Genomic DNA, 22,960 nt, shown 5'->3' on the forward strand with positions numbered 1-22,960 from the left:
GAGACTCCTCCTTCCGCCCTTCCGGGCGCATACGTTCGAGGACTGTTCACGATGAGGCGTTCCAAGTCTTTCTCCCGCGCGCTGTCGCACCCGTCCGGGGACACGATCCGGAGACGGGTCGCCGCCCCCGCGCACCCGACCGCTGCCGCCCCCGTGGCCGGCCCGGTTGCCGGGCCGCCCGCGCCCCGCCGGGAACCCGTGTCCGCCGGCGCGACGGATGCCGTCCGCGACGTGCTGTCGGACGTGGGTGCCGTCGTGCTCGTCACGGGCGGAGTCCTCGAGGCAGCCGGGGCGGTCTCCCTGCTCACCGGGTCGGCCACGCCCCACGGCTTCGTCCTCCTCGGCGGGGGGCTGGCACTGGCCGGCGTCCTCCTGCAACGGAGGCAGGTGGCCGACCGGGTCCTGGCCGCGGTGGTCGGCACGGTCCTGCTCCCGGCGCTGCTGGTGATCGCCCTGGCCGTCCGGTTCTCCGGCCCGGGGCCGATCCTGGTCCGCCAGGCACGCCCGGACGGCGACCCGCAGTACCCGGCGCTGCGGTTCCGGATTGCGCGCACGGCCTCGGCGCCCGAGGACCGTCCCACCCGGGTCGGAGGGCTGCTGCGCTCCCTCTCCCTCGACGAGCTGCCCAGCCTGCTCGACTCGGTGCGGGGCGACCTGCCGTTCCTGTGCACCGGGTCCCGGCGGGCGCCGGCCCCGCATGGCAGGTGACGGGCCAGATCGGCCTGCGGTGCTGGCGGAGGGCGACCGGCCGACGACGATGTGCCCGCGACGCTCCGCACCGGTCGCCCGGCGCCCGGCGGAGTGTCGCAACGACATGCGCCAGGTACCGGAGCGGACCAGACTCGGGGACCTCAAGCAGGGCGTTCTGGCCGCTGGCGCGGGACGCCCCTGGAGAAACGGGCGGCCTATGGACTGGGTGTGGATCGCAGCCCTGGCCTGGACGGCGCTCGCCCTTCCCCTCGCCCTGCTGACCGGCCTCTACCTTCGTCGGTCCGACCGGCGCCACGACCCGCACCTCTGGTGCACCGACGGCGTCGGCGAGCCGCGTGCGGCGGACCCACCCCAGCTGACCTCCTCGGCGCCCCCCCAACCCACCGGCCGCCGGACCGGGTCCGGTCCGTCCAGGATTCTCGTGCAGTCGATCCACCCAGCGGGTCCGGACCGCAATCGACGCGGGCCTGGGCCCGGCGGCGCCCCGCCCGGAGCGCCGCCGGCGCCGGACCAGCAGCCTCCGTCCGCACCCGGGGAGCCGGGCGGCGGGACGCCGCGCACGCCGGCGGGCTCGCGGCGCCGGTCACCGCTGCACCGGCACCTGTAGCCGCCGTCCGGTCAGCCGACCACCCTGGCCGGCCGGGTCGGCAGCAGGTGGAGCAGGCGGAACGCCGCGATGCCGAGCAGCGCGCCGAGCGCCCAGCCGGCGAGGACGTCGCTGACCCAGTGCGCCCCCAGGTAGACCATGCTGACGCCGACCAGCACCGTGCCGCCGACGAGGACGGCGACCACCAGCCGCCCGATGACGTCGGCCCGGCGCAGCCCCCACAGGGTCAGCGGAACGGCCGCGCCCGCGGTCAGCGCGGCGATGGACGACGGCATGGCGAACCCGTCGGCGGGCACCAGCGCGAGGTGGGCAGGCGGACGGGGCCGTCCGATGAACTCCTTGCCGTACTCCGCGAGCGCCGTGGCGACCACCGAGGCGAGCGCGGCGGCTGCCACCGCCCGCCAGGCCCGGAAGGCCCAGGCGAACACCACGGCCAGCCCCACCGCCGCGAGGTACGTGGCCGTCGGCTGCCCGGCCGCCATCAGGCCCCGGGTGAACGCGTTGGCCCAGTCGGCCCGGTGGCCCGCCAGCGCCTCGAGCACCGCCCGATCCCAATCCACGGGCCCGAGTATCGACCACCGGTGCGGGGGCCGACCACCGGCTTCCCGCCGGAGCCGGCCGGAGCGGTGCCGCCCGGCACTCGCCCCGGCACCGTGCGCGACTGCCACGGCCGGACCTGAGACGTCGGGCCGCTGCCGGTCACCTCCGTGCGCAGTCCGCTTGTCCGGGGGTGGTAAGGCCTGCACAGTCCGCCGGGCCGCCGGTAATGGGGAGGTGGCACCACCCCTCTCGGAGGCGGCATGCCGTGGGTTCGGGTACTCGCGGGATGGTCGCTGCTCGCCGTGGTCCTCGCGGTGGCCCTGGGTCGGACGATCCGCACCGCCGACCACCGGGAAGCCGAGCGGCGTGCCGATCGGCCGTTGCCACCGCCCGAGGCCACGACCACCTCGTCGATCCCACCGGCGCCTCGCCGGCACCGCGGTACGCCCGCTCCCCGACGGCCCCGGGAGGACCGCGGGTTCGCCGGGTCCTCCGCCGCGTCGACCGCCGTCCACGCGGCGGCATTCAGGACGACGTCGATGCCGGTCCAGTCGAACGCCTCCACGGCGGCGGCGTCGGTGACTTCGGGCGCGGCCCGGTCGAGGGCGACGGCGTCCGGGAACTCGCGGCGCAACGCCTGGCCGAGATGCCCGCCGGCGCCGACGATGACCGTGTTCACTGCCCGCGGGCGGCGTAGCCGGCCTCGACGCCGTCCTTGAGCGGGCGCCACCAGGCCTCGTTCGTGCGGTACCACTCGACGGTGGCGGCCAGGCCGTCGCGGAAGTCGGTGTACTTCGGCGTCCACCCGAGCTCCGTGCGCAGCTTGGTGGCGTCGATGGCGTAGCGCAGGTCGTGCCCGGCCCGGTCGGTCACCGAGTCGAAGGCGTCGGCCGGCTGGCCGGTCAGCTCGAGGATGAGCCCGAGCACCTCGCGGTTGCTCCTCTCCCCGTCCGCGCCGATGAGGTAGGTCTCCCCCGAGGGGCCGCGGTCGAGGATCGCGTGCACCGCGGAGTGGGCTCGCCCAGCGCCGTCAGCTCCGTGCAGCGCCGGGCTCCGGGACCGTGCCGGGCAGCTGCTCGGGGAGGTCGAGGGTGTGCGCGTCCGCGGCCCGGCGGAGGGTCCACTCGGCCGGCAGCGCCAGGCGCGGCGCCACACCAATGAGCACGGCGACGAGGAACGCCACCCCGGCCAGCGCCTCGCCTGATTCCTCGACGAAGGTGGCGGCGTAGGTCCACCGGCTGGCGACGCCGAACGCGCCGGCCGTCACGTTCGAGACGGCCGAGAGGCCGACGGACGCCCCCGCGTAGCAGGCCAGCACGGTCAGGATCCGGCGCCGGTCGCGACGTTCGTCGCGGCTGAGCCACCAGAGGCCGCCGACGACGGCTCCGGCCGCGACCGCGCTCATCGCCGTGGCCAGGCCGACGCCGACGGCGTCGGCGTCGGTGAGGCCGACGACCACCCGCTTGTGCACGTTGCTGCCGGCCTTGACCGTGGCCATCCCGGCAGCGACCAGCCCGACCGCCAGCCACCAGGTGCGCCGGCCGGGGATGCGACCGGCCCCCACCCAAGCCACGACGGCGGCAACGGCGAACAACCCGGCGATGTAGAGGCGCGGCAGCGAGTAGCGATCGTCCATGGAGAACAGCTGCGCCACGGCGCCGGCGTCGCCGGCGAGTTCCAGCACGTAGCCGGTGGTCTCCAGGAGCACCGCGACGGCCATCAGGGCGATGCCCAGTCGCGGCAACGGAACCGGCCGGCGACGCAGCCGCCTGTCCACCCGGTGTACTGGCGGGGCCTGCTCAGGCCCGGCGGCCCGCGCCGCAGCGGTCTCCGGCGTCGCGTCCGTGCGGTGCCGCGACCGGGCGGCGGACACATCGGCCAACCGGATCCCGCGGCCGATCAGCACCGCCAGCACCGACGCGAGGACCAGCCACGCGACCAGTCCGGCCAGCACCGAGAGCCACCACACCTTCTGTTCATCGGGACGGCCGTGCCGAGTCTTGAGCGGTGGAGCGGCGATTTCCTGGCTCGGGAATGCTGGCGACGTCGCACCCCGTCCTACGACCGAGCACGATCCACTGCGTCGCTCGTGGCGGCAGGGGCTCAGGGTGCGGAAGGAACCGACGCCGTCAGCCCGACCGTGGCTGCGGCATCCGCACCGGCCAGTCAGGGCGGGCCGGAGGAGCGGCGGATACCGGTACCCGGAGCACAGCCGGATCCTCGCCCGGGGCGTCCAGCCAGACGTGGGTGCGCACCGACCGCTGGTCCGCGAGGTCCACGGCCCGGCCGATGGTCAGCGCCAACACGGCCGCCACCGTCACCCAGACCACCAGTCCACCGAGCACCCACACCACCGATGGACACTGCCCCGATGCGCGGTTGTCTGAAACGCGCGTCCGGCCGACGGCTGTCGCCGCCTCGCCGTCGGGCTCCCGTGCGGGTCAGTACGCCCCGGAACCGCCGCGGACCGCACCCAGGGTCTTCCAGAGGATGAACAGGTCCATCCCGAACGACCAGTTCTCCACGTAGCGGACGTCCATCCGCACGGAGTCGTCCCAGCTGAGATCGGACCGGCCGCTGATCTGCCAGAGCCCGGTCATCCCCGGCTTCACCAGGAACCGGCGGTGCATGTCGAAGCCGTAGCGGTCGGTCTCGTGCGACAGGGGGGGCCGCGGGCCGACGAGGGACATCTGCCCGCACAGGACGTTGACCAGCTGCGGCAACTCGTCCAGGGAGTAGCGACGGAGGACGCGTCCCACCCGGGTCACCCGCGGATCGTCCCTCATCTTGAACAGCACCCCGTTGCCGTCGCTGTTCGCCTGCAGCTCGGCGAGGCGCTGCTCGGCATCGACCACCATGGATCGGAACTTCAGCATCCGGAAAATCCGACCGTCCCGGCCCACCCGCTCCTGCTTGTAGAGGACCGGCCCCCGGCTGGTCAGGCCGACCGCCGCGGCGATGCCCAGGAGAACGGGGAGCAGCAGCACCAGGCCGATCGCCGCCGCCGTGACGTCGAAGGTGGCCTTGGCCATCCGCCGGGGGCCGGTGAGCTCGGGGCGTTCGACGTGCAGGAGCGGCAGGCCCGCCACGGGCCGGATCGCCACCCGGGGTCCGGCGAACTCGGTGACGGCCGGGGCGAGCAGGAGCTCCGCCTCCGTCTGCTCGAGGTCCCAGCCCAGGCGCCGCAGCGCCGGCCCCTCCAGCTCGGGGCTGGGCAGCACGGCCACGGTGTCGATCCCGTACCGGTGGACGACGTCGATGACGTCGTCCAGCGAGCCGAGCACCGGCAGTCCGTCGAAGTCCTGCTCCCGGGACCCGGCCGCGGCGGGCAGGCAGCACCCGACGATGCGGAGGCCGTGGTAGCGGCTGGCGTCGACGAGCTCGTGCAGGGCCGCCACGCCACTGCGGTGCCCCACGACCAGCGTCGTCTGCTGGCAGCGGCCCCGGCCGCGCTGCCGGTGCAGGGCCTGCCGGCGGGCGTAGCGCTGGAGCAGGGTGAGGAGCGCGGCCATCGGGAGGGCCACCACCACGAACCCGCGGGCGACGTCCCACTTCAGCGCCCAGCTGGTGGTGCCGAACGCGGCCATGACGCCCACGCCGGCCATCGCCACCCGGCGGAACTCGTCCGCACCCACCCACAGGTAGCGCTGCTCGTAGGCCCGGCCCAGGAACATGGCCAGCACCCACACGAACGGCATGGCGGCGACGACGGCCACCGCCTGCTCCGGGCCGGCGCTCGAGATCGCCACCGCGTCCCCGCCGAAGCGGGCGAACAGACCCATGAGGCCACCCACCAGGGCGCAGCCGGCGTCGCCCAGGACCACCGAGACGACATACCGGGAACGCCACCTGCGGCGGTCCGCACCGTGGTGCTCGCGGACCGGCCGCAGCGGGGACGGGGCGGGGCGGACCCGTCCGTCACTCCGCGGAGAGCGGACGACGTCCTCGGTCGTCGAGACCATGTTCCCCAGCCCCCGCTGTCGGCGCCCTCCACGAACACCCGCCTGCCGGGCGCCGACCAGATGGATCTCGGCGGCGCCCTGCTCGGTGCCGTCGCCGCTCCGCCATCCTCTTGCGGTACCGGACGTTACCGACGCGGATGCCGGCACGGAATGTGACGTCCGTCGCCCGATCGGGGGACGACCCTGCTGGCGAGCCCCCCGAGGCGCGGGAACGACGGGCGTTGCCTCCTCCTGCACCGGTCGGCTCATCGGGCGGACCACGGCCGGCCGGGCAGCGACAGCGAGGGGCGCGCGGTGCCCGGGCAGACGACGTGGGTGAGCACGCCCCGACCCTAGGTTTGCGGACCGACGAGTCTCGACCACAGGACTCCACAATCACGGCGGCCGATCTCGTCAGGTCCAGGCGACCACGGGGACGGGTGTGGTCAGGGTTGACCGTGGTGGCGGAGTGACGCACGAGGCGCTCAGGGAAGGTGCGTCACGGCCGCGCTCACCTCGCCGCCGGATCGTCCTCGACCGCGACGCGCTCCCGGCGAAGCTGCCACGCCGCTCGGCGGCGGACTCAGCCGGCGCGGCGGCCGAGGGCGCGGTAGGTCCAGCCGGCGGCGGTCCACCGCTCCCGGTCCAGCGCGTTGCGCCCGTCGAGCACCCGCTTCTGTCGGACAACCGTGCCGAAGGCGACCGGGTCGAGCTCCCGGTACTGCGCCCACTCGGTCAGCACCAGCACGGCGTCGGCCCGCTCCGCCGCCTCTTCGGCGGTGTCCGCGTACTCCAGCTGCGGCCACAGCCGACGGCTGTTCTCCACCGCGGCCGGATCGGTAACCCGCACGACGGCGCCCTGCAGCTGCAGCTGGGCGGCCACGTTCAGCGCCGGGGAATCGCGGATGTCATCGCTGTCGGGCTTGAACGCCGCCCCCAGCACCGCCACCCGCTTGCCCAGCAGCGACCCGTCGCAGACCTCCCGGGCCAGCTCCACCATGCGGATCCGCCGCCGCATGTTGATGTTGTCGACCTCGCGGAGGAACGTCAGCGCCTGATCCGCGCCCAGCTCGCCGGCCCGGGCCATGAACGCGCGGATGTCCTTGGGCAGGCACCCCCCGCCGAAGCCGAGGCCGGCGTTGAGGAACTTGCGGCCGATCCGGTCGTCGTAGCCGATCGCGTCGGCCAGCTGCTTGACGTCGGCACCGGTGGCCTCGCACAGCTCGGCCATCGCGTTGATGAAGGAGATCTTCGTGGCCAGGAACGAGTTCGCCGCCGTCTTCACCATCTCCGCGGTCGCGTAGTCGCTGACCACCTGCGGGGTCCCCCGGGCCACGATCGGCGCGTACACCTCATCGAGCAGCCTCCGCGCCGTCTCGCCGTCCTGCCCGGCCGGCAGCCCGTAGACCAGCCGGTCCGGGTGCAGGGTGTCCTGCACCGCGAACCCCTCGCGGAGGAACTCCGGGTTCCACGCCAGCAGCGCCCCCGGCACCTTGCCCGCCACCAGCTCGGCCAGCCGCGCGGCGGTGCCCACCGGAACCGTCGACTTGCCCGCCACCAGCTCCCCGACGCCCAGCACACCGATCAGCGACTCGGTGGCCGCTTCGACGTAGCGCAGGTCAGCGGCGTACTCGCCGCGCTTCTGCGGCGTGCCCACGCACAGGAAGTGCACCACGGCACCGGCTGCATCACCGACGTCCGTGCTGAAGCGGAGCCGTCCGGTCGCGAGGGTGCGCTCGAGCAACTCCTCGAAGCCGGGTTCGTAGAACGGCGCCTTCGCGTCCGACAGCGAGGCGATCTTGCGCTCGTCGACGTCGATGCCGACGACCTCGTGACCCAGCTCGGCCATCGAGGCCGCGTGGACGGCACCGAGATAGCCGCAACCGACGACCGAGATCTTCATGCAGTGCTCCAGCCCGAGAGGTGCGAGGTCGGTCAGCCGGCCGAACGCTGCTGTCCGGGGGAGCACGCTACGTGGTCCGGGGCGGCTGCAGCCACCGCCGGGAGAGCCACCACCCAGGAGCCGGTCACAGACAGAGCGCGAGCCGACGTGGTGTTCCCGCCCGGGAGCGGGGCGCTGGCCGGCCCGCCGGGCGGGGAAGTCTGCTCGTCCGCCCCATGCGCCCCGATGTGCCTGCCCGCCCGGCGTGGCGCCTGCACCGCCCGTGGTCGACACGGATGGTCGTAACCTCGGCCGGGCACGACAACGGGGGACCTTGTGGACGACGACACACGCCGCATCGGCGACGGGCGCACCGACGCCGAGCTGGCGCGTGCCCGCGCCGAGCGGTTGCTCCTCCGGGACCAGGTCGACGAGGAGGGTCCGGACCGTGACGAGACGCCGTCGGGGCCCGAGCGCCCACGCCGCCGACTGCGCCGGCTGCTGATCTCCCTGGGCGTGCTCGGCCTGGTTCTCGCGCTCCTCATCGGTGGTGGCTTCTGGTACCTGACCAGCCGGTACGGCGGCAACATCGACCGGGTCGGCGACGTGTTCGCCGACCTCGAGGAGGTAACTCGCCCCGCGCCGGCTCAGACCGCCGCGGGAACGCCGGTCACCTTCCTGCTCATGGGTTCGGACACCCGGGCGACGTCGGACGAGGGCATCGCCGAGGGCGGCCGGGCCGACGCGATCATGATCGCCCGCTTCACCGGTGACCGGACGCACGCCCAGGTCATCTCGATCCCCCGGGACAGCTGGGTGGAGATCCCCGACCACGGGATGAACAAGATCAATGCCGCGTATGCCTTCGGCGGCCCCACGCTCCTGATCCAGACCGTCGAGCAGTTGACCGGCGTGCGCATCGACCACTACGCCGCGATCGACTTCGAAGGCCTCATCCAGGTCACCGACGACCTGGGCGGGGTGGACGTCGTCGTGGCCGAGACGACGACGAACGGCCCGTACACCTTCACGGCGGGCGTCAACCACCTCGACGGGGACCAGGCGCGCTGGTATCTCGGGCAGCGCTACGGCCTGACCGGCGGCGACTTCGACCGCGTGCGCCGGCAGCAGCAGTACCTGAAGTCGATGTTCGGCCAACTGTTCAGCTCGAACACGTTCGGCGATCCCGCCAAGCTCGACAGCGCCCTGCTGACCGTCACGGACGCCGTGGCCGTCGACGACGGCCTCGGCAACACCGAGCTGCTGAACCTGGCGTACTCCCTGCGGGGCATCACCCCGGAGGCAGTGGACTTCTTCACCGTTCCCGTGCTGGGGACCGGGCAGGAGGGCGCGGCGAGCGTCGTCTACCTCGACCACACGTCGGCCGACCGCCTGTGGGGCTACCTCCGCACGGACTCCCTGGCGCCGAACGCCGACGAGTTCGCCGAGCAGGCGCTGCCGGACGTCCCCCGCTGAGGGCAGGTCTTACGCTCCGGACGCCCCGACGGCCTCCGTCGCGACCAGCTCCGCGATGCGCGCCAGCACCGGCACCAGCGCTCCGCTGATCTGCTCCCCCACCTCCTGGTGCACCTCGATCGATCGGCCGATCGGGTCGGGGATGTCGTCAGCTCGGCGCGTCGCCCGGCGGCCGCGCGCGGCCGCCATGGCCGCCACCCACGTCCGGAGCCGCTCGACCGCATCTCCCGACGCCACCTCTCCGGGGTCGCGCCCGCCGACCAGGCCGGCCGCCTCGCGGAGGAGGAAGGTGCGGGTCAGCACCCGGGGCTCCAGCCCGAGGACGGCGTCCCGGTGCCGGCGGGTCATGACCAGCACGAGATCCGCCTCGGCGACCAACCCGCCGTGCAACTGCTGCGCCCGGAAGCCGGCCGGGTCGCCACCGAGGCCGCGCAGCACCAGGCCGGTGTCGGGGTGCATACCCGCACCCACCACGGCCTGCGTGCCGGCGCTGACCAGCCGGACCGTGACACCCTCCGCGCCCAGGGCGTCGTCCAGGTAGGCGCGACCCAGCTGCTCGGCCAGCGCAGAGCGGCACACGTTCCCCGTGCAGACGAAGAGGACGGTGAAGGGGCGGGGCGGCGGATGCTCCGAGGGCACCCGCCCAGTCTGCGGCGACACCGACGACCTCACCTCTTCCGGGCGTCACATCCTTCTCACCAGAAGCGCGTCGACGCGCGCCTGCGCCACTGTCACGTTCTGTCTCCATACAGTCGCGATATGCGCCTCCTCTTCGTCTGCACGGGCAACATCTGCCGTTCGCCGCTGGCGGAGCGGCTGGCCACCGCCTGGGCTGACCAGCGACTCGGGTCCGTTGCGGCAAATGTCTACATCGCCAGCGCCGGTACCGACGCGCTCGACGGCCGTGCCATGGACAAGCGGAGCGCCGCAGCCCTCACCGGTCTCGGTGGCGACCCGAGCGGCTTCGCCGCGCGAACGCTCGTGCCGGAGATGGCCACCCACGCCGACCTGGTGCTCACCATGACGCGTCGGCAGCGTCGCCTGGTGCTCGCCGACGCACCGCGCGCGCTCCGGCACACCTTCACCCTGCCCGAGGCGGCCGATCTGCTCCAGACGGCCGACCTGCGCGGCCTGACGGAGCTGCCGCTGCACACGCGGGCGCGGGAGCTGGCCGTGCGACTCAACGCTGGCCGGGCGCACCGCATGAGCATCGAGGCCGACGACGTGAACGACCCGATCGGCCACTCGGGTTCCGTGCACAAGGAGGTCGGCGCGCGCATCGCCCGCAAGCTCCGGCCGCTGGCCGACATCCTCTTCGCCGAGGGCGCTGCCGGTCAGCAGTGGTCGCCCCGTCCCGCCATGCGGCAGCTCCCCGACCTTCGAGAGCTGGCTCGCCCACGCACTCGCTGAGCAGCCCGAAGGCTCCGGGAGCAACGAGCCGGTCACGGAATGCGCCGGCCGGTTCGTCGCTGACCGGGGCGCGTCGCTCCGGCACCGTAAAGTCGGAACGTGCTGGGTCTGGAGCGCCCCCCTCGCTGGGGCATCATCACCCTCGTAGCGCTCGTCGTGGTGAACGCGGCGCTGCTCACCTACCTGGCGCTGCGGCCGGCGCCCGAGGACCCGTTCGCCGGCCGGTCGGCGCCTGCGGGGCAGGCGTCCGAGGTCTCACCGGACACGCCGTCGGATGGCGCGGCATCCCCTGCTCCTGCGTCGACCGAGGAGCCCCCGGTTCTGGCCGTCTACGGCGACGGCTACTCCACCGGGTCCGACCTGGGTGGCCGGGGTGCCGCCGGCTGGCCGGCACTGGTGGCCGAGCGGTCCGGCGCGGACCTGCAGCTCAACGCCGTGTCGATGGCCGGCTTCGCACGAGCCGGCGTCACGGGACAGGATTTCGCCGACATCGCGGCCGCCAGCCCGGTGCCGGAGGCGGACGTGACGGTCGTCTTCGGCAGCCGCAACGACCTGGGCAGCTCCTCGGCCGCCGTCGGGGCCGGTGCAGCCGAAGCCTTCGCCTCGATCCGCACGGCCGCAGCGGACACGGAGCTGGTGGTCGTCGGGCCGGCGTGGAGCAGCGCTGCCGTTCCGGCGGACCTCTATCTGCTGCGCGACGCCGTGGAGGATGCCGCGATCGCTGCCGGCGCCACGTTCGTCGACCCGTTGGCCGATGACTGGTTCGCCGCGCCGTCCGGCCTCATCGCGGCCGACGGCATCTCCCCCACGGACGCCGGCCACCGGTACCTCGCTGAGCGCATCGCACCGGCCGTCGAGCAGGCCCTCGAGGCGACGACCTGATCCGCTGCCCGTCCGGCCGGAGTCACCTGCGGTCGCCTGGGGCCGAGACCGGCCCCACAAGCCGAACGGCCCACCGCCGAGAGGGCGGTGGGCCGTTGCGCAGGTGCCCGCAGGCGGAAACTTTCAGCGGCTGTGCTTGGGCGCGGGAGGCTTTGGGCGCTCCCGCATCGGCGGTGCCGTGGCGTCCCGGACGGCCGGCATCGAGGTGGTGTGGGTGGTGAGTTTCTGCCGCCCGTCCTTGTCGCGCGCCTCGGCGCCCAGCTCGGGGCGGGCGTCGTAGCTGTAGCCGTACCCATACCCGTACCCCCCGGCCACCTTCGGCGGAATCCGGTTGAGCACCACGCCGAGCAGCTTGGCGTCGATCCGGTGCAGGTTGGCCGCAGCCTGCTCCAGCTGCGCCTTGGTGGTGACGCCGTGCCGGGCGACGATGATCGCCCCGTCCGCGGCGACGGAGAGCACGGCGGCGTCGGTGACCGGCAGCAGCGGAGGGGCGTCGACGAGGACGTAGTCGTTCTCCTGCCGCGCCTGCGCCAGCAGCATGCGCATCTGCTTCGACCCCAGCATCTCACTGGGATTGGGTGGCATCGGACCGGCCGCGAGGACGGTCAGCTTTCCGTCCCGGAAGGGCTGGGTGAGCTCGTGGTAATCCGCATTACCGGCGAGCACGTTGGACAGGCCAGCACCACTGATCATGCCGAGGTACCGGGTGACCCGCGGCCGACGCAGGTCGCCCTCGATGAGGGCTACCCGTGCGCCGGACTGAGCGAGGACGACCGCGAGGTTGACTGCGACGGTCGTCTTGCCCTCGCCTGGGAGTGAGCTGGTGATGACGATGGTGCGGGCCGGGTCGTCGACGTCGAGGAACTGCAGGTTTGTCCGGATCTGCCGGTATGCCTCTCCCGTCTCCGAGTAACCGTCCTCGTCCTCGGCGACGTGCCGCTCGCTGAGCGCGGGGTCCTCGACCAGGGCACCGACGAGCCCCGCCCCGGCGAGCCGGCTCACGTCGTCGGCGGTCTTCACCGTGTTGTCGAGCCGCTCGCGGCCGATCGCCGCACCGGCCCCGACCAGCAGGCCGGCCAGGCCGCCGAGGGCGAGGTTCCGCATCGGCTGAGGAGTCGTCGGGGCTTCGGCCACCTTCGGCACCTCGGTGACCGTCACCTTCACCGTCGAGGCACTTGCGCCCTCAGGTGTCTCGAGCTCGGTGACCAGGTCGGTGAACTGCTCACCGATGACCGCAGCGATGTCGCGGGCCTCGGTCGCCGACGGGCGGGTCACGGTGACGTCGAGCAGGACGGTGTCGGAGATGGCGCCGGCCGAGACCGACTCCGCCAGCTCGCCCGGCGACTCCTCCAGCTGCAGCTCCTCGACGACCCGGCCGGCGACCTGCTCACCGGTGAGCAGCTGCACGTAGGAGGTGACCCGCTGCTGGGAGAAGAGGTTGCCCTGGTAGGCCGTCGAGGTGTCGTCGGTGCCGATCGTCGAGACGAACAACTGGGTGCTCGATGAGTAGAGCGGCGTGGTCTGCCAGGTCACGACACCCGCCGCAGCGAGCCCCAGCAAACAACCCACGAGGAGCAGCCACCAACCGGTGCGCAGCGCTTGGACGACGTCCTTCAGTTCCACGGGCCGGGCCTCACAATCAGGCGGAGCAGAGGGGGCGAGCGCCGTCCATGGCTGAACTGAGCGTTCCTGCGTACTGACCTAGCGTACAACCAGTCGCGCGGGAGTCTGGAATCGCCGCTAGGTGTACACGGCCATCTGTGCCGCCTCGGGTTCAGTGGAGGCTCGGAACTAACGCGGCGACGGTAGCCGCCGCGGTGTTGTGCCGGTGTCCTGGTGCTCGGCCGGTGGGATCAGGCCGATCTCGCCGTGCAGGCGTCGGTGGTTGCACCAGTCGATGTACTCGGCGACGGCGATCTCCAGGTCGTCGATGCCCTTCCACGGACCCTTGTTGCGCACCAGTTCGGCCTTAACAGCGAGTTGAAGGCCTCGGCCAGTGCGTTGTCGTAGCTGTCACCGGTAGAGCCGACCGAGGCGACCGCGCCGGCCTCGGCCAGGCGCTGGGTGTACCGCACGGCGACGTACTGCCTGGCCTCAACCGGTGGTTGCAACACCTACCTGGTGCGGTGAGCGTAGGTGTTCGCCAGGACCTCTGCAGGGGTCTTCCAGTCGAGGACCTTCCGGGCCTGCTGTTGACCGCGGCCTGGACGGCGAGAAGGTCCTGCAAGGTCCAGCGGGACAGGTCGGTGCCCTTGGGGAAGTACTGGCGCAGCAGGCCGTTGGTGTTCTCGTTCGTGCCGCGCTGCCAGGGTGAGTGCGGGTCGGCGAAGTAGACGGCGATGCCGGTGTCGACCTTGAACTGCGCGTGTGCGGACAGCTCCTTGCCACGGTCCCAGGTCAGCGACCGCAGCAAGTCCGCCGGCATCGTGCTTATCGTCGTGGTGAGGGCGTCCTTCATCGCAATTGCGCCGTAGCCGCCGAGCGGAGGCCCGTTCTTGACCGGCGGGACGAGGCCGTGCCCGGGCAGGCGCGGCAGGTGGACCAGCAGCGTGTAGCGGCTGGTGCGCTCCACGACGGTGCCGATCGCGGACCGGTTCAGGCCGATGATGAGGTCGCCCTCCCAGTGCCCTGGGACCGCGCGGTCCTCGGCCTCGGCCGGCCGCTCGCTGAGCACGACCTCGGCGGTGACGTGACCCTGCGGCTTGATGGACCGGTCGAGCACCGGGGGCGCGGCACGCCTCAATCGAGCGGAGAGCAGGCTCCTATCAAGCCGCGCAGCCACCGGGCGGGAGCCCGGCGGGGCCGCACATCGCTGGACAAGCCACCGGACGCAGCCGGGGCAGCGAAGAAACGAGCGAGCCCCGCCGGGCTCCTCTCATGCTGGCATTGACGCGAAGAAAGCCGACGCGCTCTTCAAGATCGCCTTCGCTCGGCGCAGCTCGCGAACCTCGCGTTCGAGTTCGGCCAGCCGGGTGGCGTCATCGGTCGTGGTGCCCGGCCGGTGGCCCTCGTCGATCTCGGCCTGAAACATCCAGTTTCGCAGCGTCTCCGGGTTGATGCCCAGTTGCTCGCCGATCCGCCTTAACGCCCCCGTCCGGGTCGCCGGATCACGCCGCGCCTCGACCGCCATCCGGGTCGCCCGCTCCCGAAGCTCGTCGGGGTACTTCCTCGGTGTCGCCATGAATCTCATCCTCACGTGGATTGAGAGCCTCCATCACACCCGGGGCGGGACACCACGCCACCGGGCTTGACCCCGCGCACCGCCCCACGACCGGGGCATCGGTCCTGAGATACATGCTGGATGGCCCCGTAGGGTTGCCCCATGACGCCGCCAGACCTAGTAGAGGTCCAGTCGCCTTGGGGCGGCTACCAGCTCGCCATCCCGGCCAATGACCACATCGCCAATAGTATTGCTGCCACGTCACGGCCGTATGAGCACGAGCTCCTGGCAGCAGTTGTCGCGCTTACCGCGCCGGGGGACCACATTCTGGACGTCGGAGCCAATATCGGCAACCACACGACGTACTGGGGACTTAGCGGTCGCCGGGTTACCGCGTTCGAGCCGAACGAGGCCACGCGTGGCTATCTCGAGAGAAACATAGCCCTCAATCACCTAGAGGCCCTGGTGCACGTAAAAGGCGTGGCTCTCGGTAGACGAAATGGTCGAGGTTCTTTGCAGAACCTAATCGACGGAAACATGGGGGCAGTCGCAGTGCAACAGCAAGAAGACGGAAAGGTTGAGATCATCCCGCTCGACGATCTCCGCCTTGAAGAGTGCGCCCTCATCAAGATTGACGTGGAGGGGAGCGAGGCGGAGGTGGTAACAGGATCCATTGCAACGATACAGCGCTGCAGCCCCTATATAATTGCCGAGGCGCGATCTGGGTCAGATGAGACCTACGCGACGCTCCGCGCGCTCGGATACTGGCGTATTCCAGCCAACCTTGCCTCGACCGACACCTTCCTATACGCCCCGCCAGGACGCAGACTCCGACCATTCTTCGTAGGGCGCCTGTGGGTCTTGGCGAGTAAGTATGCGATGCGGCGCATCTTGCGGAGGAGCTTTAGGGCGCTTCCAAGCGGCCTTCAGGAGAAGATTCGCCGTCGCTACTAGATTCCAAAAGGTGCTGGCTTCTGCCGCCCCCTTCGGAGGCCTGCGGGTGGAGACCTTATGCATACCCTGGCGTCCTTCTGTGTCTGCTCACAACCGCGCATCTCCGTCGAGGCGCTTATCCCAGTCGAACGGCCTGAGCTCCCGGATAGCGTCGACCAGGCGCTCCGACATATCAACGAGACGGCATGGTTACCACCAGTAGCCCAGACGCCCAGTACCATGTCGACGCCTACGCACCTCTTGGAGTTCCACGTGAATGGCAGCAACCAACTCGCGCAACTGCTCGCCTTGGCGCAGGGGCGCGTGCTTTATCTGACGACCTACAGTCCCGGCGATGCCTGCCGAGGGGGGGCCGCCTGGGTAGACACTCGGATTTTAGAGCAGATTCGTGCCGTAAGTCAGGTTCGCGTCATGGCCGTCGTTGACGGAGATCAAGGCGACATCCCATTGTCGGTGCGTAGACGCCCGCGCAGCTTAGCAGCCACGGGCGTTCGAATGCTTCGGACTGGCGAGCCATACTTGGCAGCGAAGTTCACCCACGCCCCAGGCTGGACTGCACTCGCAAGGCGATTGCGCGCTCATATCGATCAGTACGACACGCTCATAACGAGTCAGTGGCCCGCCCTCCTATTGTCGAGTGTCGCTAATGTCGAGGTTGACGTGCACGTCGCGCACAACCTAGATTCCCAACTGTCCCAGGAGTACAGCCCACGTGTATTGCGACTCATGCGCGATACCAGGAGACTGGAGCGGTTGGAACGTCGACTGGTGAAGCGTCCGGGGCGTGTGCTGGCGCTATCGCGGCACGATGTCATCAGACTCCAGGCGTGGGGTGTTGCTGCCGACCACCTTCCGGTGCCGCTCCACCATTACTCTAGTTCGCGCACCCGAACGCCGCGGCAGGCATCAACGATTGGGTTCATTGGCAAGCTTGATTGGCCTCCTAACCGCAGGGCTGTAGGTTCGTTGCTCGACGAGGTTCTCCCTCGACTCAAGGAGCGCATGGGCACGGCCGCACCTCGCGTAGTGATAGCTGGAGCGGGCAGCGAAGATATGAGCCACTATGACTCAGTTGTAGGCCTCGGCGTTGTGGCGACCGTGTCGAGCTTCTATGATGCAGTCGATGTAGTGGTCGTGCCGCGATTCGGAACCGGCGAAAGTGGTGTGAGCGTTAAGATGCTGGAGGCACTCGAGCACGCTAAAGTCGTAATCGCTCCGCGGGCGCTCGCGGCAGCCGCTGGAGTCGAGGGTCGAATCATCCCGGCTGACTCCCCGGACGAGGTGGTCGAAGCGATCGTTTCGCTGACGCCGACGACGTGAAAACACCCATCCGAATTCTTGAATCCATCCGCTCGCGGCGGCGCTGCACCGCATCGATACTCGACTCTTTGCCCGGACGCCTTATTCACGACATGGCTTCACTACATGCTCTTGTAGGCGGTGATGACACTGTCCCCCGACGCGTCCAAACTGTGAACCTGCATCACATATACCTCGCCAACAAGAATGCCAGCTTCCTTCGAGCGCTCAACGAAGCCGATGTCGTAACCGCCGACGGCTGGCCTATTCGGACAGCCCTTCAAGGCGATGCGCACCACCTCACGCGAGTCACTGGAGCCGACTATGTGTTCCAAGTTGCCACGAAGCCTCCCGCTCGGCTGCGCGTCGCCCTAATCGGCGCGACTAGGGAGGCAGGAGACGCGTTCGAAAAACTCATGTTGCGGGCGGGGCATTCGGTCGTACTCCGCGATCATGGCAGATGGGAAGATTGGGCGGCGCTAACCCTTAGTGAAGACCTGAAGCGGGCCAACCCGCAAGTCACTTTCGTGGCCGTATCCCCACCGAACGGTGAACTGCTCGCCGCATCTCTCCGGAGGCTGGCGGTGCCGGGGCTTATCATTGGGGTAGGGGGAGCTATCGACATGGTGACGGGGCGGAAGCGCCGAAGTCCTGATTGGGTCGCACGCTTGAAGGCCGAGTGGCTCTTTCGGCTCGCACAAGAGCCTAGGCGGCTTGCGACGCGTTATCTGCTCGACTGCGCAGCGATTGCTCTCACGGGGATAGCTCCCTACGTCTTGCTAAAGCGACGAGCACATGACTGAAGCGCTATGCCGGATAGCGGGCGCCACTGTCGTCATCGTTAGCTATCGCACCCAAGACCTTGTCAAGCAACTCGTCGCCGGCTTAACCGACAGCGTCGACGTTGTCGTCGTAAATAATGATCCCACCGCCAGAAGTGACAGGATTTGGAGCGAACTGCCCTGCCTGGTACTTCATGCGGATCGCAATGACGGTTTCGCCGCAGGTGTGAACCTTGCGAACAGGCACATAACTGATTCTCAAGCCATAATTCTTTGCAACCCGGATGTGTCAATAAGCGCCGAAACCCTGAGGGAACTTCACGCACTGCTGTGCGCCGAACCTTTCGACATCCTCTCCCCGACGATCACGCGGCCAGACGGGACCGTGTGGTTTGCCGGCGGTTCGTACGATCGCGGCCTGCGTGCTATCCGGCACGATCGCTATGGCCGCCTCCCCAGCCGCGGCGTTAGGGGTATTCGATCCACACACTTCGTCTCAGGATGCGTGCTGGCCTTATCGCCGAACTCGCGCGCGCATCTACTTCCCCTTAATGAGGGGTTGTTCATGTACTGGGAGGATGTGGAGCTATCCCTCTCGGCCCGACGCCTGGGTTTACGCATGGGCGTGGTCTCAACGCTGTACGCCTGCCATGACGAGGGGAAAAGCTCGTCAGATGTCGGCCGCTCTCCGCTTTTCCACCATTATCAGGCGCGCAATCGGCTCCTCGTCTGGCGAGGGCAGGGGTGTTCACGTCGTAGGCTCCTGCCTTCAACCATTGCCTATACTTTGCGGGCCGCCGCCAGTATCTGTCGGCATGATGCCACTAGGGCGACCAATCTCATGGCCCTGCTGAGAGGGACGATAGCCGGACTCGGGCGTCAGGCATCCCGGGCGGACGAGTGCGCTTGTAGCTCGCAGTAGGTGCGGCGCACAAAGGGACGTGGATACATACTGAAGCGGAACGATCCCACAAGGAGGCCAGTGAGTAAAGTGAGCGCAACGTCAGCGATGCGAAGCGCCTCGGCCCATAAAGGTGAGCACTGGCGTATCTATCACACAGCACGGCGGGCGCACTTGGAACCGTCGCATTCGTCAACTTCCAACGGCCTGCTTCTCTACTCAAAAGCTAGCTACGATCGCCCAGTGCCGGGGCAATCGGGCGAAGCCGTACAGGTAAGCTGCGCAATGTTAATCCTTATGCTTCTGAGGGGGCAGCCGCGTAGCATTGAGATCAACGAGCCAGCCACAATCGCGCTATGGCCCCGACTAGCCGCGATCCTTGTCACGATCAAGCTCGTTCAGCGTCTTGGCAGGACACCACCTGCTGTCACCTTCTATGCGATTGAAAACCACGACATGGGACGGGCCTTGGCCCTCCGGCTGCGTGTGCCTGCCTCTGTGGCTACGCAGGTGTACGGGCGGGTGCTTACTTCGATGGTCCGGCGTGCTGACCGTGTCGCGTTCGGGACGAGCGCGTCATTTGACCACTACTGGCACTATGCTCGGCAAGCACTCGAAGCGATGGAATATCGCATCATATGGCACCTGCCGCACCCCTGCGAATGCGTGACGGTTGCACGGCCGTCTGTGGCGACCCGGTTCCTTTACTTGGCGCATCTCGAGGAGCGCAAGGGGATCCTGCAACTTATGGAGGCGTGGCAGGCCGTGTCTTCGCGAGTGGCAGAGGCGTCGCTGGCAGTGGTGGGTAAAGGGCCCCTCCTTCCCGCAGTCCAGAAGTGGGCGCATGCGTCTGCTGCTGTCGAGCTATTCGTGGATCCGCCCCCGCTTATCATTCACGAGCAGCTACGGAGCGCTCAAATCCTCGTCCTCCCCTCGCAGCCCAGTAACTATTGGACCGAGCAGGTAGGTCTACCTATCACCGAAGGGTTGGCTCATGGGTGTCGCATCATTGCCACCGGGGGTACGGGGCTCGCGGACTGGCTGCGAGACCATGGGCACGTAATAGTGCGGGAAGCAGCCTCGGTGCAGGAGCTCGTAGCAGCCATGCTCACGGCCTGCGACGGGAGTGCGGATCAAACAATGGTGCTCAGCTCACTGCCTCGGCTTCACGGACGCGCGGCCGCGGATCAATGGTTGCGGGAGGTCGGCCAATCATGACCATGACTCTGATAACCCCAACGTACGCGCCGGATTTCGAACTGTTCCGTCATCTGCACGACTCAGTTCGGACCCACGTGAATGCTGGTGCGTTGCACATGGCGATTGTTCCAAGGGTCGATCTACCGCTCTTCGAGAGAATCAAGTCGGACCGGCTTGTGCTTCGGACGGCGGAAGATTTCCTCCCCGACCACTGGATACCGTTAAGAAGACTCGTCGGGCGATTGCCGAACGCCAAGCTTAGAAAGCTGCAGTACCTCAATATCCGCCGCCCGTACATGCCAGTTCGTGGCTGGATAGTCCAGCAGCTGCTGAAACTGGCCGCCGCGTCGTCGATAGACAGCAAGGTTGCGCTTCTGGTCGACTCTGACGTCTGCTTCTTTAGGGACATCCGGGAGGAAGCTCTGGAGGTAGGAGAGGCCGTGCGGCTATACGCAGCGCCGGACGGCCTTACTGAGGGCATGCTTGAGCAGCATAGGTGGCGCTCCGTTGCCAGGAGGCTGCTCGGGCTATCGAGGTTTGGCTACGCCGACGAAAGAACCGACTACGTAAGCGGACTCGTGAGCTGGAGCCCGGAGCTCACGCGGATGCTGCTGGACGACCTCGCGGGCACGAGCGAACGCTGTTGGCAGGACATCCTCGCTTCCGAACGTTCCTTTTCGGAGTGCTTCCTTTACGGCGAGTACGCACAAGTGCACCCAAGTCGGGTGTACAACTCGTCTAGTTCCCTCTGTGTTTCATATTGGAAGACCGCGGCGCTCTCTCGAGAGGGTGTTGCGGATTTGGTCGGCCAATCCTCCGCGTCTGCCTATGCCGTCCAGATCCAATCGACGTCAGGTACGCCCTTGGACGTCCGGCAGGACATTGTGCGTACGTTGAGGGAGCGGTGGCGAGATGAGTCCTCTGGTTTCTAGCAGGGGTCGGTCTGCAAGCAGAGTAGCAAGGGCAAGTTGGGCAATGTGGGCCCGCATTCGTGCGAGCTTAGCCTTGCGCTTCACGGTCGCCGAGTTGCGCGTCCAGAACCTATTCTCCTGCAGACCACTGCTGGGTGCCGATGAAGTAGTTCTGTCGCTGACGACGATGCCGTCTAGACTGGATGTCGTCTCTCTAGCGATCGAGTCAATCGCCCGCGGCTCGATCAAGCCCCAAAGAGTTATCCTTTGGTTGGATGAGGAGACTGCCACCGGTAGGCCGCTGCCCAGTGCGCTTAAGCGTCTCATTGGCAGGGGGCTCGAGGTGCGAACGTGTCAGGATTATGGGCCGCACAAAAAGTACTATCCGTACGTGGCGAGCGCTACGGACTTCCGGCTTCCGATGGTCACCATCGACGACGATGTTATGTACCCCCGATGGTTCCTTCGAGTGCTATTAAGTGCAGCAGCCGAGAGGGCTGACAGCGCCTACGGCACTCGCGCCAAGCACGTCCTGGTTGGACAAGGGGGCCTGCGGTCGTATTCAGAGTGGGATCTCGTCCGCGATGGTCGCACTTCGTTCGCTCACATACTCACTGGGGTCGGCGGGATCCTTTACCCGTCTACACTCCAGGAGGCGTTGCGGAGCGCCGGAGATGGATTTATGACTGTGTGCCCACGCGCCGACGATCTTTGGATCCATGCGCACGGAGTCAGGGCAGGAGTCCGGTTCGGGTTAGCTACCGGCGAGTCTGTAGAGTACCTTGGGATACCCTCATCCCAGGATTTCGCTCTGAGTCACGGAAATGTCGCGATGGCGGGGAACGACATCCAGGCCGCCGCGGTGTATGAGGAGGAGTTGGTGCGGCTTATAGCCGCCGATTTGCCTTTGTGTGGCATTCACTATCCATCCGGCATCGCGTACTCATGAACTCGACTCTAAGTCGCAGGGCAGCGATAGGTTGGACCACCTTGGGGCAGGTCGCCGTTCCGTTATCCGGACTTGTCCTCTCTGTCCTTCTCGCTCGGTCGTTGGGTCCAGATGGCCGAGGTTATGTCGCAGCCGCAACTGCCCCACTACTCCTAGCTGTAACTCTTGCGTCCTTGGGTATACCCGAAAGTCTTACTCATTATACCGCGAAGCGCTTGCTCTCGGTTCGCGTTATTGCGGTCGCCGCTGGTGTCGCAGTTGTCGCCGGGGCGGTGAGTAGCGCGATCCTCTTCATGGGGGCCGAGACACTGGCCGGCGATGCTGTGTCCCTGGGTAGGACCATCCGGCTCTGTGCCTTATTTGTGGTCCCATCATTGGCATTGGGAGTGCTGCGGGGTATAGGCGCGGGACTCGGGCGGTGGCGCCTGATCGCGTTAGAGCGACTCATCCTCGGGCTTTCGCGGCTCGCAATTGTTGTCCTCCTGTCGTTAACTGAACGGCTATCTCCCACTAGTGCTGCCCTAGTTATTGCGGCCACTCCGCTTGTCGCGGGCCTGGCTTACTGCCCACTGCTGGGTCAGCTGCGCATCTCGCGCACGAGAACTCTGAAGTGGCGCGAGGTCGCTACAGCTGGACAGATGTTCTCATACGGGGGGCGTGTGTGGCTCGGGTCGCTAGGAGGCGTGCTCCTTCTGCGCCTTGATCAAAGCGTTATGGCGCCCCTGGCTGGCGTCGCCGAACTGGGGCTGTACGCAGTCGCTGTGTCCTTAGCGGAAATCCCGTCGGTGATCACTAACATTCTAAGGGAGGTGTACTTCACGCGGGCGTCGGGGGGGGAGAGCGGGCTCGATGTCATTCCTCGCGTTGCTCGTGTGTCCACTCTCGCTGTCGGCCTGGTCAGTGGATGCTTGCTTATTGCGGCTTACCCGATCACATACTTTCTCTTCGGGGCGGGCTTCACGGCGGCTGTGCCCAGCCTCGTTCTCCTTAGTGTCGCAATAGTCCTTACCAATCCGGGTTCCCTGGCTGGGGTCGCCCTGAGTGCCGCCGGGCGGCCGGGTCTAAGGAGCGCTGGCCTTGCGATCGCCCTGATTGTCAACGTGGGACTGCTGTTCGCCCTAGCTCCGTCCATGGGGGCTGTCGGTGCATCCCTGGCGACACTGGCGGGCACTGCGGTGGCGCTTGCCTGGAACTTCCATGGGGTGAAGCGCCTTGGTCTGGATTGGTGGGCCTATGTGCGACTCGAGCGCTCCGATCTTCGGCAGTTGCTAGCGCTCGGTCGGATGTCTCGATGAGGCAAACGGGCATGCGCCACGTGCCCGGTCGCAGCGCGCGCCCGCGTACTCCTTGCTGGC

23 protein-coding genes and 2 pseudogenes are annotated in these 22,960 nt (G+C 68.4%); 12 read left to right on the plus strand and 13 right to left on the minus strand.

Features of this window, described 5'->3' with window-relative positions:
* Window positions 1-51 precede the first annotated feature (51 nt).
* Window positions 52-708: a sugar transferase gene (locus ACI791_RS05925; protein ID WP_456585192.1), complete on the plus strand. Its 657-nt coding sequence runs from the start codon at window positions 52-54 to the stop codon at window positions 706-708.
* A gap of 621 nt (window positions 709-1,329) precedes the next feature.
* Here ACI791_RS05925 and ACI791_RS05930 read toward each other — a convergent pair.
* The 7 genes from ACI791_RS05930 to ACI791_RS05960 form a co-directional block, all read right to left on the minus strand.
* Window positions 1,330-1,878 (minus strand): phosphatase PAP2 family protein, encoded by a 549-nt coding sequence (locus ACI791_RS05930; RefSeq protein ID WP_456585193.1) that lies wholly within the window; start codon window positions 1,876-1,878, stop codon window positions 1,330-1,332.
* Window positions 1,800-2,612 carry a sugar nucleotide-binding protein gene (locus tag ACI791_RS05935; RefSeq protein WP_456585194.1) on the minus strand — a complete coding sequence of 271 codons (813 nt, stop codon included), beginning with the start codon at window positions 2,610-2,612 and terminating at the stop codon, window positions 1,800-1,802. Before ACI791_RS05935 ends, ACI791_RS05930 begins: the two co-directional genes overlap by 79 nt.
* Window positions 2,534-2,863, minus strand: coding sequence for a hypothetical protein (locus ACI791_RS05940; protein WP_456585195.1), 330 nt, complete (start codon window positions 2,861-2,863; stop codon window positions 2,534-2,536). Before ACI791_RS05940 ends, ACI791_RS05935 begins: the two co-directional genes overlap by 79 nt.
* Window positions 2,864-2,888: 25 nt before the next feature.
* On the minus strand, window positions 2,889-3,827 hold the full coding sequence (locus ACI791_RS05945) for a hypothetical protein (RefSeq protein WP_456585196.1): 939 nt from the start codon (window positions 3,825-3,827) through the stop codon (window positions 2,889-2,891).
* Window positions 3,828-3,987: 160 nt separating this feature from the next.
* Window positions 3,988-4,212, minus strand: coding sequence for a hypothetical protein (locus ACI791_RS05950; RefSeq protein ID WP_456585197.1), 225 nt, complete (start codon window positions 4,210-4,212; stop codon window positions 3,988-3,990).
* 87 nt (window positions 4,213-4,299) lie between these two features.
* Window positions 4,300-5,682 carry a sugar transferase gene (locus ACI791_RS05955; RefSeq protein ID WP_456585198.1) on the minus strand — a complete coding sequence of 461 codons (1,383 nt, stop codon included), beginning with the start codon at window positions 5,680-5,682 and terminating at the stop codon, window positions 4,300-4,302.
* Between the two features lie 700 nt (window positions 5,683-6,382).
* Window positions 6,383-7,702, minus strand: coding sequence for a UDP-glucose dehydrogenase family protein (locus ACI791_RS05960; RefSeq protein ID WP_456585199.1), 1,320 nt, complete (start codon window positions 7,700-7,702; stop codon window positions 6,383-6,385).
* Window positions 7,703-8,017: 315 nt separating this feature from the next.
* Between ACI791_RS05960 and ACI791_RS05965 the strand changes: the two genes are divergently transcribed.
* Window positions 8,018-9,157, plus strand: a complete 1,140-nt coding sequence (locus tag ACI791_RS05965; RefSeq protein WP_456585200.1) for an LCP family protein — start codon at window positions 8,018-8,020, stop codon at window positions 9,155-9,157.
* A 9-nt stretch (window positions 9,158-9,166) separates the two neighbouring features.
* On the opposite strand, the gene ACI791_RS05970 is transcribed toward ACI791_RS05965, so the two are convergent.
* On the minus strand, window positions 9,167-9,796 hold the full coding sequence (locus ACI791_RS05970) for an arsenate reductase/protein-tyrosine-phosphatase family protein (RefSeq protein ID WP_456585201.1): 630 nt from the start codon (window positions 9,794-9,796) through the stop codon (window positions 9,167-9,169).
* A gap of 120 nt (window positions 9,797-9,916) precedes the next feature.
* On the opposite strand from ACI791_RS05970, the gene ACI791_RS05975 reads away from it, so the two are divergent.
* Together ACI791_RS05975 and ACI791_RS05980 are read left to right on the plus strand one after the other, a co-directional pair.
* Window positions 9,917-10,567: an arsenate reductase/protein-tyrosine-phosphatase family protein gene (locus ACI791_RS05975; protein WP_456585202.1), complete on the plus strand. Its 651-nt coding sequence runs from the start codon at window positions 9,917-9,919 to the stop codon at window positions 10,565-10,567.
* A gap of 99 nt (window positions 10,568-10,666) precedes the next feature.
* Window positions 10,667-11,449, plus strand: coding sequence for an SGNH/GDSL hydrolase family protein (locus ACI791_RS05980; RefSeq protein WP_456585203.1), 783 nt, complete (start codon window positions 10,667-10,669; stop codon window positions 11,447-11,449).
* A 123-nt stretch (window positions 11,450-11,572) separates the two neighbouring features.
* On the opposite strand, the gene ACI791_RS05985 is transcribed toward ACI791_RS05980, so the two are convergent.
* From ACI791_RS05985 to ACI791_RS06000, 4 genes and pseudogenes are all read right to left on the minus strand, one after another.
* The gene (locus ACI791_RS05985; protein WP_456585204.1) at window positions 11,573-13,072 is read right to left on the minus strand and encodes a polysaccharide biosynthesis tyrosine autokinase; all 1,500 of its coding nucleotides are present in this window, start codon (window positions 13,070-13,072) and stop codon (window positions 11,573-11,575) included.
* Between the two features lie 168 nt (window positions 13,073-13,240).
* Window positions 13,241-13,536 (minus strand): annotated as a pseudogene (locus ACI791_RS05990) (integrase core domain-containing protein); the annotation flags it as partial.
* 7 nt (window positions 13,537-13,543) lie between these two features.
* A pseudogene (locus ACI791_RS05995) lies at window positions 13,544-14,219 on the minus strand (IS30 family transposase); the annotation flags it as partial.
* 105 nt (window positions 14,220-14,324) lie between these two features.
* Entirely contained in the window at window positions 14,325-14,630 is a 306-nt protein-coding gene (locus ACI791_RS06000; RefSeq protein ID WP_456585205.1) for a transposase, read from the minus strand.
* Window positions 14,631-14,771: 141 nt separating this feature from the next.
* Here ACI791_RS06000 and ACI791_RS06005 point away from each other — a divergent pair, with 141 nt between their 5' ends.
* Window positions 14,772-15,563: an FkbM family methyltransferase gene (locus tag ACI791_RS06005; RefSeq protein WP_456585206.1), complete on the plus strand. Its 792-nt coding sequence runs from the start codon at window positions 14,772-14,774 to the stop codon at window positions 15,561-15,563.
* Between the two features lie 252 nt (window positions 15,564-15,815).
* Window positions 15,816-16,883 carry a glycosyltransferase gene (locus tag ACI791_RS06010; protein ID WP_456585207.1) on the plus strand — a complete coding sequence of 356 codons (1,068 nt, stop codon included), beginning with the start codon at window positions 15,816-15,818 and terminating at the stop codon, window positions 16,881-16,883.
* Window positions 16,884-16,984: 101 nt separating this feature from the next.
* Here ACI791_RS06010 and ACI791_RS06015 read toward each other — a convergent pair whose 3' ends face one another.
* Window positions 16,985-17,158 carry a hypothetical protein gene (locus tag ACI791_RS06015; protein WP_456585336.1) on the minus strand — a complete coding sequence of 58 codons (174 nt, stop codon included), beginning with the start codon at window positions 17,156-17,158 and terminating at the stop codon, window positions 16,985-16,987.
* Here ACI791_RS06015 and ACI791_RS06020 point away from each other — a divergent pair.
* The 6 genes from ACI791_RS06020 (at window position 17,129) to ACI791_RS06045 (ending at window position 22,900) form a co-directional block, all read left to right on the plus strand.
* Window positions 17,129-17,665 (plus strand): WecB/TagA/CpsF family glycosyltransferase, encoded by a 537-nt coding sequence (locus ACI791_RS06020; RefSeq protein ID WP_456585329.1) that lies wholly within the window; start codon window positions 17,129-17,131, stop codon window positions 17,663-17,665. The two genes, ACI791_RS06015 and ACI791_RS06020, sit on opposite strands and share 30 nt — an antisense overlap.
* Window positions 17,658-18,566: a glycosyltransferase family 2 protein gene (locus tag ACI791_RS06025; protein WP_456585208.1), complete on the plus strand. Its 909-nt coding sequence runs from the start codon at window positions 17,658-17,660 to the stop codon at window positions 18,564-18,566. Before ACI791_RS06020 ends, ACI791_RS06025 begins: the two co-directional genes overlap by 8 nt.
* A 600-nt stretch (window positions 18,567-19,166) precedes the next feature.
* A complete protein-coding gene (locus tag ACI791_RS06030; protein ID WP_456585209.1) occupies window positions 19,167-19,763 on the plus strand; it encodes a glycosyltransferase in 597 nt (198 codons plus the stop codon).
* On the plus strand, window positions 19,760-20,677 hold the full coding sequence (locus ACI791_RS06035) for a DUF6492 family protein (RefSeq protein ID WP_456585210.1): 918 nt from the start codon (window positions 19,760-19,762) through the stop codon (window positions 20,675-20,677). The genes ACI791_RS06030 and ACI791_RS06035 overlap by 4 nt, the downstream gene beginning before the upstream one ends.
* Before the next feature lie 94 nt (window positions 20,678-20,771).
* Window positions 20,772-21,605, plus strand: coding sequence for a hypothetical protein (locus ACI791_RS06040; RefSeq protein WP_456585211.1), 834 nt, complete (start codon window positions 20,772-20,774; stop codon window positions 21,603-21,605).
* Entirely contained in the window at window positions 21,602-22,900 is a 1,299-nt protein-coding gene (locus ACI791_RS06045; RefSeq protein WP_456585212.1) for an oligosaccharide flippase family protein, read from the plus strand. The genes ACI791_RS06040 and ACI791_RS06045 overlap by 4 nt, the downstream gene beginning before the upstream one ends.
* The last annotated feature ends 60 nt before the right edge of the window (window positions 22,901-22,960 follow it).

It is taken from the genome of Blastococcus sp. SYSU DS0973 (assembly GCF_054051055.1).

What these genes read in the sequence shown, in the direction of transcription:
- ACI791_RS05960 (WP_456585199.1), bottom strand. Translation starts at nt 7,702, where the DNA reads ATGAAGATCTCGGTCGTCGGTTGCGGCTATCTCGGTGCCGTCCACGCG.
- ACI791_RS06035 (WP_456585210.1), top strand. Translation starts at nt 19,760, where the DNA reads ATGACCATGACTCTGATAACCCCAACGTACGCGCCGGATTTCGAACTG.
- ACI791_RS06030 (WP_456585209.1), top strand. Translation starts at nt 19,167, where the DNA reads ATGGAATATCGCATCATATGGCACCTGCCGCACCCCTGCGAATGCGTG.
- ACI791_RS05975 (WP_456585202.1), top strand. Translation starts at nt 9,917, where the DNA reads ATGCGCCTCCTCTTCGTCTGCACGGGCAACATCTGCCGTTCGCCGCTG.
- ACI791_RS06025 (WP_456585208.1), top strand. Translation starts at nt 17,658, where the DNA reads ATGACTGAAGCGCTATGCCGGATAGCGGGCGCCACTGTCGTCATCGTT.
- ACI791_RS06000 (WP_456585205.1), bottom strand. Translation starts at nt 14,630, where the DNA reads ATGGCGACACCGAGGAAGTACCCCGACGAGCTTCGGGAGCGGGCGACC.
- ACI791_RS06005 (WP_456585206.1), top strand. Translation starts at nt 14,772, where the DNA reads ATGACGCCGCCAGACCTAGTAGAGGTCCAGTCGCCTTGGGGCGGCTAC.
- ACI791_RS06045 (WP_456585212.1), top strand. Translation starts at nt 21,602, where the DNA reads ATGAACTCGACTCTAAGTCGCAGGGCAGCGATAGGTTGGACCACCTTG.
- ACI791_RS05925 (WP_456585192.1), top strand. Translation starts at nt 52, where the DNA reads ATGAGGCGTTCCAAGTCTTTCTCCCGCGCGCTGTCGCACCCGTCCGGG.